Raw genomic sequence first — 13458 nt, 5'->3', positions numbered from 1 at the left:
GCATTAGCTCGCAAGAGTGAGAGGCTGTTCGGACTGGCTTTCGCGGTGCAGATAGATCGGTTTTCGCGATGCGGGCTCGCCCTTGTGCTGGAAGAAAAACGCGGGCGCGCCGAAGGCCGGCTGCAGGTCGTCGAACCACACTGCTTCCGGGTCGAATTTCGCAAAGAATGGCTTGCGGACCCAGTCGGAATCGCGCGCCTGCAGGAACTGCAGCACGAACACCTTTTCATTCGCGATCGTCGCGACGCCGTCGACCAGCACCTTGCCGTACAGCGTGCTCATCGACGGACCGCGCACCGTGCGCGACAGGCCCGATACGCGTTGGTACGCGGCCTTGAAAATCTCGTAGGCCTCGACGAGCGGCAGCTCGAAATAGCGCTGCGGACCGGTATCGCGTTCGATAAACATGTAATAAGGGATCGCGCCAAGGCGCACGCCGGTGGTCCACAGTTCCTGCCACGAGCCGGCCGAATCGTTGATGTGACGCACGATCGGCGACTGCATCCGCACCGTCGCGCCAGTGCTCGTGATCCGCTTCACCGCCTGCTGCGCGAGCGCCGGGCGCAACTCCGCCGGATGGTTGTAGTGCGCCATGATCGACAGGTTCTTGCCATGCGCAACAACCCGCTCGAACAGGCGCATCACCGCATCGGCGTCCTTGTCGGTCACGAACCGTTGCGGCCAGTACGACACCGACTTAGTGCCGATCCGGATGTTCTGCAGATGCGGGATCTTCAGCAGCGGCTCGATATAGCCGGTCAGCGAGTCGGCATTCATCACCATCGGATCGCCGCCGGTAACCAGCACGTCAGTGACTTCCGGGTGGCGGGTGAGATACAGGCTCAGTTCATCCGACTCGCGCGCGTTGAACTTCATGTCTTCCGCGCCGATAAACTGCGGCCAGCGGAAACAGAACGTGCAATATGCGTGGCACGTCTGCCCAGCCGCAGGGAAAAACAACACGGTCTCGCGGTACTTGTGCTGCAGCCCCGGCAGCGGGCGGCCGTCGAGCGTCGGCACGTTGTGCGTCATCTGTCCAGCCGGGTGAGGGTTCATCCGGTGACGCAGCATGTCGATATAGTTCGCACTGGCAGCGTCGTTCGACGGGTCCGACAGCAACTCGCGCAATCGGCGATGGTCCTCCGGCGGCAGCATGTCGGGATGCGGGAACGTCAGGCGAAACACGGGGTCGTCAGGCACGCGATCCCAATCGATCAGCTCGCGCAATACGTATTCGTTGGTCCTGAATGGCAACACCCGAGAAACCGTTCCGAGCGCATCTTTTACGTCGTCGGGGATCTTCGGCCAATACGGAGAATTCGCAATCGATCTGGCGTTATAGGCTTTGAATTTTTCAGCGTTCACAGTCACCCCTTACGAATACTATTCGACATCCTAATCATTAGAATGATGAGATTTTCGTCGTGAAGATCACCGCCTTCCGACAGCTGGCGCGCATATGTTCATTGGACAATCGGCCCAACCGACGTTTGAACCGGATGAAACGAGGATCGGCAACCGGCACACCCCGCGGTGCTGACGTAGCGGCAACGAGCGTGCGCCGGCGCATCCGGCGGACCATCGCCCCCTCACGAACAGACATTGCATGCGCCTTACAACGAAACTGCGTCGATATCGCGAAGCCTGTTTCCGCCGGTTTCTATGTTTTTCAAACGCATCGTCATCGTCGCGGATTTTCTTGCAACTAGATAGGCACAAAAATGCTGCAGTTCATACAGCATAGCGCCCGATTCAGAATTACTGTTCCGGTATAATTTGCCGAATCTATATTGGCTTTTCGGCAGAGAAGATGCCCCAAAAATATCGCTTACTCGCAGAGCACTATATGAAGGCCATCGAAAGCGGTTCTCTGTCGGAAGGGGAAAGAATGCCGTCGTTGAGGGAATTGACGGCGCTGCATCGCGTCTCGATTTCAACGGCGGTGGAAGCGTGCCGCGTGCTCGAAAAGCACGGTTATGTCGAGGCAAAGCCGCGAACCGGTTATTTCATTCGCGATCCGAAGCGCGCGATTACACGCTTCAAGGAAAAACGCGAAATTGAAGCGGACGGAACCGAGCAACGGATCGATCCGGCCGATTACGTTGGCGTCCACGAACGGATCTCGGTCACGCTCGCGCGCGGTCTCCAGCGTCCACCCAAGGTCGATCTGGCCGGCGCGGTCTGCGCGCCCGCGCTTTATCCGGGTGCCGCGTTGCGCGACACCCTGCTGCGCATCCTGCGCGCGAAGCCGAGCATGTACGAATCCGCCCCGCAGTCCGACGGCGTGCGTAAGCTCAAGGAAGCGATCGCGCGGTCCTCTGTGACACGTGGACTGCATGTCGACGCCGACGCGGTGCTCGTCACGCACGGCTGCAGCGAAGCGCTGTCGCTCGCGCTGCGCGCGGTCACGGGGCCAGGCGACATCGTCGCGATCGAATCGCCGAGCTACTTCGGGATATTGCAAATCATCGAATCACTCGGTTTGAAAGCGATCGAAATTCCGACCGATCCGCAAACCGGCATGTCGGTGGATGCGCTCGAATTTGCGATTAATCACATGGGCAGCATTCAGGCGGTGGTCTGCATGCCGTCAGTGCAAAATCCGCTCGGCAGCGTGATGCCCGATACGCTGAAAATCAAAATGGTCGAATTATGCGATAAGCATAATATGACGATAATCGAAGACGATACTTACGGTGCATTTTTGCCGAGTCCCGCGAATGCGCGGCCGCTCAAGGCGTGGGATAAGACGGGCAATGTGATCTATTGCAACTCGCTCAATAAGTCGCTTTCGCCGGGGTTGCGAGTCGGCTGGCTGATCGGCGGGAAATGGCACAAGAAAATCGAAATGCTGATGTACGCGGTGTCGCGTCATCGCGAGGAAATGGCGCAGCTGGCGGCCGCCGACTTCATGGCCGGCGGCGCATTCAACCGGCATATGCGACGCCTGAACGCGCTCCTCACGCAGCAGCGCACGCAGTTTGTCGATGCGATCCTTCGCTATTTCCCCGCCGGGACCGTTGTGACCCGGCCCGAAGCGGGGTTATTGCTCTGGATAAGTCTGCCCGACGAACTGAGCACCGATACGCTGTTCGAAAACGCGTTACGCGAAGGTATCCGAATTTGCCCGGGTTCGATTTTTTCGAACACCAGCAAGTTCAGCAATTGCCTGCGGCTCAGCGCCGGCAGGCCGTTCGATGCGCAGATTGACGCGGCGCTGAAAACACTGGCGCGGTTGACCCGGGAGATCGGAGGCAACGGCACCTTGATCGAACACCATCCCTAGGCACTCTCCGCCTCCCGATCCATCGGCCACGCCGCCGCGACCCGATTGCGCCCCCGGCTCTTCGCGGCATAGAGCGCCTGATCCGCACGCGCCATCAGCTCCGCGAGCGGCTCGCCGGCGCGGTATTCGTCGATGCCGGCGCTGAACGTGCACGACAGCTCCGCGTCCGCCACCCTGCAGCGCGACGCCGCCACGCAAATGCGCAGCCGGTCGATCATCGCGGCGGCTTCGTTGCCCTCCTCCGCCGGGAAAAACACCGCAAACTCCTCACCGCCGAGGCGGCCGAAGATATCGCTCGCCCGCAGGTTGCCGGCCACGACCGAGCCGAAGTGCGCAAGCACGAGATCGCCGCTCGCGTGGCCGTGCGCGTCGTTGATGGACTTGAAGTGATCGATGTCGACGATCGCCATGAAAAGCCGCTTCGCCGCACCGCGCGACGCTTTCGCCATCGCCTGCCCCTGGGCGAGAAACTCGCGGCGCGACAAGGCGCCGGTCAGCTCGTCGACGTTCGCCAGGCGCTCGAGCCGTTCCGCCATGCGGTCGTGCGCCAGCATCACCACGCCGATCGACAGGCACGGCAGCAGCAGGATGCCGATGCCGAGAAACGCGACATTGACCGGCGTCGATTCGAGGAGCGTCTGCTGATGAACGAGCCCGAGCGCATAAGTGAAGCCGCGCGCCGCATGGCCCACGCCGCCGAGAAACGAGACCACAGTCATGAACCGGTACGGATACTTCGGCCGCTGCGGCATGCTCGCCCGGAGCGCCAGCCAGCCGATCGCGAAGTAGACGTAGGCATGAAAAGCCGATACCGCGGCAATGCGGATATCGATGCGGGGCGTGACGTAGGTCCAGTACGCGATCGCGAACACCATGGCGGCGAGCGCGGCGTACTCCTGCCACTGCTCGCGGCGGCGCCCGAAGAACAGGCGGCATCCGTTGAGCACGCGCAGCATGGCAAACGCGAGCAAACCGTTCGCGCAAAGTATCGTCAGGCCGCGCGGCGCATGCCCCTGCATGGCGAACAGCACGAAGGCGACGATCGAAAGGGCGTTGGCGCTGATCCAGTACGTCAGCCCGGGAATCGCGGCGGCCCGCAGCGAGCCGAGGACCGCCATGCTCATGAGGCCGGAGAGAACGGTAACGGCAAGAATGCTGATCGGGCTGAATAGCATAGGCGCGCGAGAGGGGGCCGCTGAAACGCCGCAACGTCTGTCTGTGTACGAGAAGGTTAACGGCCGCGCGCGCCTGCTCTTGACGCCATTTACGTCAATTTGTTGCGGCCGCAACCAAATTTGCCCCGCTGGACCAGGCGTTCGGCGGCGTGCCCGCCCGTCGCCCCGCTACGAGCGCAGCCCGAAGAAGCTATGCCAGAGCGAATGGAACACACCGGACGAGCGCTCCTCCGCAGCAGGCGCTTCGTCTTTCGAAGGTTGCGGCTCGTTGGGCGCAGCGGCTGCCTTGGGCGCCTCGGGCGCTTGCGCGGCGGCGGCCTTCGCGGGCTCGGGTGAAGGCGGCGGCGCCTTGCGCGATTCGTGCAGGGCCCACACGCTGTCGGCAATACGCGCCGCGAGCGGCGCGTCGCAATCGCGGCCGAGCAGCACGCCGAACAGGACGTCCCGGTTGTGCCCGTCGTCGGCGAAGCGCATCGCCGTTTTCACGAGCGCCGCGTAGCTGGCCTCGGCGGCGGCCTGCGCCTTGCGCTCGCGCTCCGCCTTCGCGCGCCTCTCCTGTTCCTGCTGGTCCTTGAAGCGCCGCATCTCGTCCGCGTACACGGCGTCGTAGACCTTGCGCTGCAGCGGGTCCGACAGGATCGTGTAAGCCTCCTTGATCTCCAGGAACGCCGCGCGAGCCTGCTCCTCGCGGCCGGCGTTGCGGTCCGGATGCCACTTCATCACGGCCTTGCGGTATGCGGCCTTGATTTCGTCAACGGTGGCGTCCTCGCGCACACCCAGCCTGTCATATAGCGTCGCCATCGATTGCCCGATCCGAGTTTCATGCCGGGCCATCGTAGCACGCACGCATGGCAGCGCCGCGCCGCATCCGAACCGGCGCCGGGCGCGTATCAGTAACAGGGGCAACCGGCTCCGCCCAATCCGTCTGGAGAACAACGATGATCAACCGCATCGGCAAATTTTTCGCAGGCGCGTGCCTGCTGCTCGCCTTCGGGATCGCGTCCGCCGGCGAACGCCCATTCGACCAGCGCGCATTTGATCGATTGAAGTCCGAGGGCAAGCCCGTCGTCGTGTATTTCCATGCGACGTGGTGCCCGACCTGCAAGATCCAACAGCCGATCGTGGACCGGCTCACCGCCTCGCCCGCGCTCAAGGAGGTGACGCTCTTCGAAGCCGACTACGACAAAGAGGCGGCGCTCAAGCGCTCACTCAACGTCACCCAGCAATCGACGTTCGTCGTCTTCAAGAACGGCCACGAGGTGGCCCGATCGACCGGCGAGACGAGCGAGCCGGCGATCAAGAGCACGCTCGAAAAGGCGCTGTGATGGCTTTCACGTGGAGCACGTACGGCCTCGGCCTGCTCGCGGGCGCGCTGTCGACGCTCTCGCCGTGCGTGCTGCCGCTGATTCCGATCCTGATGGCGTCGGCGCTGGCCGCGCATCGCCTCGGGCCGCTCGCGCTGGCGGCGGGGCTCGGCCTGTCGTTTGCCGCGATCGGCATTTTCCTGGCCGCGGCCGGCGCCTCGCTCGGCCTCGACAACGACGTGCTGCGCAAAGCCGCGGCCGTGCTCCTCATCGTGTTCGGCGCTGTCATGCTTTCACACCGCTTGCAGGCGCGTTTCTCGCGCGGAGTGTCGCCGCTCGCCGAGCACGCGCAAACCTGGCTTGCGAAGCTGAAAGGCGAGACCGTGCTCGGCCAGTTCGGGATCGGCCTGCTGCTCGGCGCGGTGTGGGCGCCCTGCGTCGGCCCGACGCTCGGCGCGGCGACGACGCTCGCGGCTCAAGGCCAGCACCTAGGCAACATCGCGGCGCTGATGGTGTGCTTCGGCGTGGGCGCGGCGCTGCCGCTGATGCTGCTGGGAACGTTTTCACACGCGGCGCTCGCGAGGTTTCGCGGCGGCATCGGCGCGACAGGGGCGACGGGGCGGATCGTGCTCGGGGCGCTGTTCGTCGCGTCCGGTGTGTTGATCGCTACGGGGCTCGACCGTCAGGTCGAAGCGGCGCTGCTCGCGGTGAGCCCCGATTGGCTGACTTCGCTGACGACTTCCATCTGAGCGCCTCGCGCGCGCCTGCCCAGACCCGCACCCTCGGTAAAGAATGCTTGCCGCTCAAGCACTTGGGCGGCATGTGCTCAAGTTATTCACAGCCTTGCTCACAAAAACTGGGGATAAGTCGGCGCGAGGCGGCTTGGCGTCATCCCGTTGACACAGAGCCGCCTCGCTCGTCGTCGCGCCGTCCAGCGGCGCGCCCCCGTCAGTCGCGGACAGTCCAGATGTCGTAGAACGACGCCACGCCCGCGGGCCAGTAAAGCTCGACACTGCGCGAGCCGCCGCTCTGCAACGCCGGGAACGAGCACGATGACGTGCACTCCTGCGTGCCGCTCTGGTCGACGCCGGCCGTGACCGTCGCCGAATACTGGCCGGTCGACGAGAACGACGCCGGCGCCTTGACCCACCCTTCGACCGCCGCCGTGGACGATGCCGCCGTGCCCGGCACGCCGAGGACCTGCGCCTTCGTGACAAGTGGCCCGAAATTGACGGCAAAGCCGCCGAACACCGTCGACCACGCCAGATCGGCCGTCGCCTGCGCGCCGGATTCCGAGCCGCCCGGCGTCAGCACGTTGGCGATCGTGTCCGGGGTCAGCGACGGCCACGGCGTAAAGAAGCCCGACGACGACGGGAACGCCACCGTCGGATTGACGACGGAGAACGCGCTGCCGATCTGCGTGCCCGTGGAATCGAAAAACGTCACCGTGTAGGTCGCGAACGGCGACACCGTCGACACGTCGATCGGCGAAGGCGTATAGAAGCCGAGGTTGCTCGTGCCCGGCACGAAGGTGGAGCTCGCGCCAAGCATGGACTGCCACGACCAGCGGTAGAGGTTCGTGTTCGAGCTCGTGGTCGCGTTGCCGGTGGGCGCCGAGCTCTGCGCCGTGCTCGTGAGCGCGAGCAAGTCGTTGCCTGTGCCGTTGCGCGGCACGAGGAAAACGGTGCCGTTGATGCCGGGACCCGTCACCGATGCGGCGGCGAGACTGGCCGGGTTCGGCGTACCCGCCGCGCCCGCCGGAATGCGGATCGCAATGCCCGATTCGAAGCGGCTGAACGGCTGATCGGTCGAATCGACGAATTGCCGGCGCGCGAGGAACGACGTGATCGTCACGTTGAACGGCTGCTGGTTGCCGATGATGTCCCAGCTTCCGCTCGAAAGCTGCTGCACGGTCGTCAGCTCGAAGCCGCGCCCGCCGCTCGACGTCTTGTACGGCACGATGACGAGCGCTTTCTGCGTGCCGCCGCTCGTCGTGAAGAACTGCAGCGGCTGCGGCAGGCCAACGGTCACGCCGGTGGAGGCCAAAGCGGTATGCGCGGCAGTGAAGCTCGTGAAGCCATTGTCGAGATAGCTCGCATCGATCGCTTGCGAGCAGGCGCTCGACGTGCCGGCCAGGCATTGCGAGAGCTCGGTCGTCAGCGTCGCGAACACCGACACCGCGACAGGCGGCGCCGAGAGCGGTGTGATGGTGTTGACGTTGGTGTTGCTGCTCAGCGAGACGCCATTGCCGGAGTTCGCCGACGAGACGAGCTGGCAGCCGCCCGAGGCGTCGGTGGTCAGCGTGACGGCATCGATCACGGCATCGGCGCCGGTCTGGTTCGCAGCGAACGCGCCGCCGATCGGATCGAACGCGCTGCTCGAAATCCCGTTGGCGCTGAGAATCGGCGCGATCAGCGTGTTCAGCTTGGAGACGGCGCCTTGCACCGTGGACGTCGTGACGAGCGCCGACAGCTTGGTGCTCGAGACCAGTTCAAGCGGGTTGCCGCTCGAGGTCAGCAAGGCGGCGACGGCCGAGGTCAGCGTCGTGACGTTGGCGACGACGGGCGCGCTCGAATTCGAGGGCAGCGATGCGACGACGGAAACCAGCGCCGAATGCGCGCCCGTGGGGTCGGTCGCGACGATGACGAACGGCGCGGTGAGGCCTGCGATCGACACCGAATAGTTGCCCGACGCATCGGTCGTGGTGGTCACGCTGACGCCGTTCGCGCCAGTCACGGTGACCGTGGCGCCGGCGAGCGCGCTGCCCACGGCAACGGTGCCGGTCAAGGTGGTCGCCGCCGCGCCGGTCGTCGTGGACGTCGTGCCTGATGAAGAAGACGACGACGATCCGCCTCCACCGCCCCCGCAAGCGGCAAGAATCGACAGCGACAACACGGCGGCGGCCGCGAGCGTCGCGATGGTTTTTACGTGGCTCTTTCTGCTTGCGATTTCGCGCATGTCGTTTTATCTCGAGGACCCGGTAGCCGTGAGTGCGCGATGGCGGCTATCCGGTTGCGACGCCCTTACAAAAAATTTCCATGCCGCGTGACAAGGGCAAATAGCAAACGGGGCGTCGCTTTTGCGACACCTCGTTGGTTTGGCAATCGTTTGCGGAAAACACCAAAAAGACGCGCCACGCAACGCATGACGCGGGAAGATCTCTGGAACCAGGGCGCTCCAGAGGTCGAGAGAAAGGAACTGCTCTAAGCGGACGGCAATATCGTCATGCGCTTTTGGCAAGCGCGCGATATCGCTTGACGCAGGTTTGAAGTGTACGTTGCAAAGCCTATTCGGGCCTAGCGAGAACTGGGTCAGGAATTCCTGAAAATGAGGTCAGTTAGGCTTTAGCAAATTCATCGTCGCCTTTGCTGTTTTAGCGAATTCTTCGCCGCTTTAGCAGATTGAGCGCCAGTCAATAAACATCGCGAACATAGCGCTTGTCCTTCGCAAGCTGCGATACGTACTCCGCAGCTTTGTCCTCCGTCATCCCGCCGTGCTGCGCCACCACCGAGCGCAACGCCGCATCGACGTCCTTCGCCATCCGGCTCGCGTCTCCGCATACATAGAAGCAGGCGCCCTCCTGCAGCCATGCCCACATCTCACCGCCGTTCTCGCGCATGCGGTCCTGCACGTAGACCTTCTCTTGCTGATCGCGCGAAAACGCGACGTCGAGACGGCTCAGCAAGCCGCCTTTGTGCATCTCCTCCAGCTCGTCGCGATAGTAAAAGTCGGTGGCCGCATGCTGCTCGCCGAAAAAGAGCCAGTTACGCCCGCGGTCGCCGCGTGCGCGCCGCTCGTGCAGAAAGCTCCTGAAGGGCGCGACGCCCGTGCCGGGGCCGACCATGATCATCGGCGCATCGCCGCTGCGCGGCGGACGGAAATGCGTGGTCTTCTGCACGAACACGGGCACGTTCGCTTCCTCGGCGCGATCCGCGAGAAAGGTCGACGACACGCCTTTGCGTTCGCGGCGTCCGTTGTTGTAGCGCACCGCCGCCACCGTGAGATGCACCTCGCCCGCATGCACCTTGGGGCTCGACGAAATCGAATAGAGGCGCGGCTGCAGGCGCTTGAGCATGCCGATCAGCTCCGGCGCCGTGAGCGTGACCGGAAACTCGTGCAGCACGTCGGTCAATTGTTGTCCCCACAACCATTGCCTGAGATCGGCCTTGCGCTCCTCAGCCAGCAGATCCTTGAGCGCCCCGCCTTGCGCGCGCGATGCGATGAACGCCAGCGCCTCGGGGCTCGGGCGCGCAATCTCGAAGTGCTTGCTCAACGCGTCGGCGAGCCGCATGTCGCCGAGCCCCTGCACGCTGACCGGCGAGTCGGCCTTGAGCGCGGTCAAGCTCAGCATTTCGTCGACGAGCTCGGGGCAGTTGGTCGGCCATACGCCCAGCGCATCGCCGGCTTCGTATTCGAGGCCGCCATCGCCCGTCGAGCCCGTCGACAGTGAGAACGAGCGCGTATCCTTCGACGCCCCCGCCTTGTTCAGCCGCACGTTCTGGATAAGCCGCGACGGCGCCGGCCGCGTTTTCGTGGCCGCGCAGCCGGGCAGCACCTCGGGGATGGCCCCTTCGGCGGGCACGGCGTGCAGCGCCGCGTCGGCTTCCTTGATGCGCGCGACGATCTGCTCGAGCCACGCGTCGGCGGCCGGCTGGAACTCGCTGTCGCAATCCACGCGCTCCATCAGGCGAACTGCGCCAAGCTCCGCGAAGCGCGCGTCGAGATTGCGGCCGTGCCCGCAGAACTGATCGTAGTTGCGGTCGCCGAACGCGAGCACCGCGTAGCGCAGCGCGGCGAGACGCGGAGCGCTCTCGGCCTTCAGCGCGGCCCAGAAATCCTGGCCGTTGTCGGGCGGGTCACCGTCGCCGAAGGTGCTCGTCATGAGCAGCACGTAGTGCGCTTTCTCGAGACCGGCGACAGCGAAATCGGCCATGCACGTGGCCCGGATCTCGAAGCCCGATTGCATCAACTGCGTGGCATAGCGCTCGACCAGCGATTCGACATTCCCCGTTTGCGACGCCCACAGCAGCACGACCTTCGGACGCGTGTGCGCGATCCGCACGCCGGGCGAGTGCTCTTCCACGACGGCGGAGGCGGAGACGGCGGCCGGCGCTGCCAGCGCAGGCGCACTCGGCGCGCCGCCGCTGCGGCTGAACAGGCCCGCGAGCAGCCCGTCGAGCCAGGCCCGGGTGGCGGCGGGAAACGGCGCGCTCAGCGGCAGCACGGGCACGCCCGCCCCCTCGGCGCCTTTCGACGAGCGCAGCCCGCTGACGAAACCGGCCAGGTAGACACGTTCCGCGTCGCTCAACTGCGGCGCAGCGACTTCGCTGACATTGACAAGCGCGGCAAGCGCATCGATACGGGACATGTCGAGTTCCTGGGGCGTATGCGTATGAGTGGCTTCGGCGGCGTTGGCGGCTGGTTGCACAGCCTCCGCATGAGATCGTTCCGCGCGAGCGGCGGCCGGCGCGTCGTCCTGGGCGAGCGACGGGGCTTCGTCGGCTGCAACCGGGCTCAACGCCACCGCGCAAAACTTGAGCTCGGGCTGCTGCGAGACCGGATCGATGGCATCGCTCGTGACCGCGTTGATGCACAGGTCGTCGCCGAACACGTCGTTCCAGTGCATCGGCGCGAAGCAGTTGCCGGGACGCACGCGGTCGGTCACGCGCGCCGGCAAGAGCGCGCGTCCGCGACGCGAGCGGATCTCGACGCGGCCCTTGTCCGCGATGCCGAGCGCCGCGGCGTCCTCGGGATGGATCTCGACGAACGGCCCCGGATTGAGCTTGTTGAGCATCGCGACCTTGCCGGTCTTCGTCATCGTGTGCCACTGATGCTGGAGCCGGCCCGTGTTGAGGACGACGGGAAACGTCTCGTCGGGCATCTCGGCAGGCTCGACGTGCGGGCGCGCGAAGAACACGCCCTTGCCGTGCGGCGTCGCGAAGACGAGGCGCGGCCGGCTGCCGTCCGGGCGTTCCTTGAGCGTCTGGCTCACACCGTCGTTCAGGTAGCGGATCGGGTTGCGGTCGCTCGCGCCATCCGGCGCGCAAGGCCATTGCAGGGGCGTCTCGCGCAGCTTGCGGTGACTCGCGCCGCGCAGGTCGTAGCCGGTCTTCGGGTTCGAGAAGCGCGCGATCTCCTCGAACACCTCTTCCGCCGACGCATAGCTGAACCCATCGGCAAAGCCCATCTTGCAAGCGACGCTCGCAATGATCTGCCAGTCGGGCATCGCTTCGCCGGGCGGGTCGATCGCCTTTTGCATCAGCGTCATGTTGCGCTCGGAGTTGATCATGACGCCCTCGGCCTCGGCCCAGAGCGCGCCCGGCAGGAGCACGTCGGCGTAGCGGTTGGTCTCGGTGTCGAGGAACGCGTCTTGCGCGATCACGAGCTCGGCGGCGCGCAGCGCGGCCGTGACGGTCTGCCGGTTCGCGACGGTCGCCGCCGGATTGGTGCAGATGATCCAGCACGCCTTGATCTCGCCCGCGGCCATGCGCGAGAACATATCGACAGTGCCTTTGCCCAGCGAGGTCTTGAGCGTGCCGCGCTCGACACCCCACACGTCCTCGACGAACGCGCGGTCTTCGTCGACGAGCACCGAGCGCTGGCCGGGCAAGCCCGGCCCCATGTAGCCCATCTCGCGGCCGCCCATCGCGTTGGGCTGCCCGGTCAGCGAGAACGGGCCGCTGCCGGGGCGGCAGATCTTGCCGGTGGCGAGATGGAGATTGCAGATCGCGTTCGTGTTCCAGGTGCCGTGCGTGCTCTGGTTGAGGCCCATGGTCCAGCAGCTCATCCATTCGCGCGCCTCGCCGATCCATTGCGCCGCCTGGCGGATGTCGGCCTCGGCGATGCCGGTGATCTCGGCGACCTTCTCCGGCGAGTAGTCGTCGAGGAAGCCCGGCATCTCGTCCCAGCCTTCCGTGTGCTCGGCGATGAACGCGGCGTCGGTGTGGCCGTTCTTGTGCAGCAGATGCAAGAGGCCGTTGAGGAGCGCGAGATCGGTGCCCGGCCGGATCTGCATGAAGAGATCCGCTTTCTCGGCGGTCGCGTTGCGGCGCGGGTCCACGACGATCAGCTTCGCCCCTGCTTTCACGCGATCCATCATGCGCAGGAACAGGATCGGATGGCAGTCGGCCATGTTGGCGCCGATCACGAAGAACAGGTTGGCGCGGTCGAAGTCCTGATAGGAGCCGGGCGGCCCGTCGGCGCCGAGCGAGAGCTTGTAGCCGCTGCCGGCGCTCGCCATGCACAGCCGCGAGTTCGACTCGATGTTGTTGGTGCCGACATAGCCCTTGGCGAGCTTGTTGACGAGGTACTGCGCCTCGATCGACATCTGGCCCGAGACGTAGAACGAGAGCGCGTCCGGGCCGTGCGCGTCGAGGATCGCGCGCAGGCGGCGCGCGGTGTCGTCGAGCGCCTCGGCCATCGGCGCCGGAACGGGATCCTGATCGCGGGCGTGACGGACGAACGCATTCTCGAGGCGCCCCGACTTGCGCAGCGCGACATGCGCCGACGAACCCTTGGTGCAGAGCCGCCCGAAGTTGGACGGATGCTCCGCGTTCCCCGAGATCTTGACGACCTGATTGTTCTCGACGTGCAGGGTCATCCCGCAGCCAACGCCACAGTACGGGCAAACGGTATCGACGGTCTTGCCGGTCATTCGCTCTTCAGAAAATAAAAAAGCGTCCTTCAAACCCGG

8 protein-coding genes are annotated in these 13458 nt (G+C 64.9%); 3 read left to right on the top strand and 5 right to left on the bottom strand.

Annotated elements, in window-relative coordinates; translation table 11 throughout:
* Positions 1-3: 3 nt before the first annotated feature.
* On the bottom strand, positions 4-1365 hold the full coding sequence (locus FAZ69_RS15890; RefSeq protein WP_136896026.1) for a KamA family radical SAM protein: 1362 nt from the start codon (positions 1363-1365) through the stop codon (positions 4-6).
* A 481-nt stretch (positions 1366-1846) separates the two neighbouring features.
* Here FAZ69_RS15890 and FAZ69_RS15885 point away from each other — a divergent pair, with 481 nt between their 5' ends.
* Positions 1847-3286, top strand: coding sequence for an aminotransferase-like domain-containing protein (locus tag FAZ69_RS15885; protein ID WP_240702256.1), 1440 nt, complete (start codon positions 1847-1849; stop codon positions 3284-3286).
* On the opposite strand, the gene FAZ69_RS15880 is transcribed toward FAZ69_RS15885, so the two are convergent.
* Positions 3283-4461 carry a GGDEF domain-containing protein gene (locus FAZ69_RS15880; RefSeq protein ID WP_136896024.1) on the bottom strand — a complete coding sequence of 393 codons (1179 nt, stop codon included), beginning with the start codon at positions 4459-4461 and terminating at the stop codon, positions 3283-3285. The two genes, FAZ69_RS15885 and FAZ69_RS15880, sit on opposite strands and share 4 nt — an antisense overlap.
* A 168-nt stretch (positions 4462-4629) precedes the next feature.
* Positions 4630-5262 carry a J domain-containing protein gene (locus FAZ69_RS15875; protein ID WP_136896023.1) on the bottom strand — a complete coding sequence of 211 codons (633 nt, stop codon included), beginning with the start codon at positions 5260-5262 and terminating at the stop codon, positions 4630-4632.
* Positions 5263-5399: 137 nt separating this feature from the next.
* Here FAZ69_RS15875 and FAZ69_RS15870 point away from each other — a divergent pair, with 137 nt between their 5' ends.
* Both FAZ69_RS15870 and FAZ69_RS15865 read left to right on the top strand, forming a co-directional pair.
* A complete protein-coding gene (locus FAZ69_RS15870) occupies positions 5400-5786 on the top strand; it encodes a thioredoxin family protein (protein WP_136896022.1) in 387 nt (128 codons plus the stop codon).
* Positions 5786-6514 (top strand): cytochrome c biogenesis CcdA family protein, encoded by a 729-nt coding sequence (locus FAZ69_RS15865; RefSeq protein ID WP_136896021.1) that lies wholly within the window; start codon positions 5786-5788, stop codon positions 6512-6514. Before FAZ69_RS15870 ends, FAZ69_RS15865 begins: the two co-directional genes overlap by 1 nt.
* Positions 6515-6713: 199 nt before the next feature.
* Here the strand turns inward: FAZ69_RS15865 and FAZ69_RS15860 are convergent, their stop codons facing one another.
* Both FAZ69_RS15860 and FAZ69_RS15855 read right to left on the bottom strand, forming a co-directional pair.
* Positions 6714-8723 carry an Ig-like domain-containing protein gene (locus tag FAZ69_RS15860; protein WP_136896020.1) on the bottom strand — a complete coding sequence of 670 codons (2010 nt, stop codon included), beginning with the start codon at positions 8721-8723 and terminating at the stop codon, positions 6714-6716.
* Positions 8724-9177: 454 nt separating this feature from the next.
* Entirely contained in the window at positions 9178-13419 is a 4242-nt protein-coding gene (locus tag FAZ69_RS15855) for a bifunctional nitrate reductase/sulfite reductase flavoprotein subunit alpha (RefSeq protein WP_136896019.1), read from the bottom strand.
* Positions 13420-13458 lie beyond the last annotated feature (39 nt).

This window comes from Trinickia terrae, assembly GCF_005144415.1.
Classification (GTDB): Bacteria; Pseudomonadota; Gammaproteobacteria; order Burkholderiales; family Burkholderiaceae; genus Trinickia_A; species Trinickia_A terrae.
This window is presented reverse-complemented; position numbering and strand designations above follow the sequence as displayed.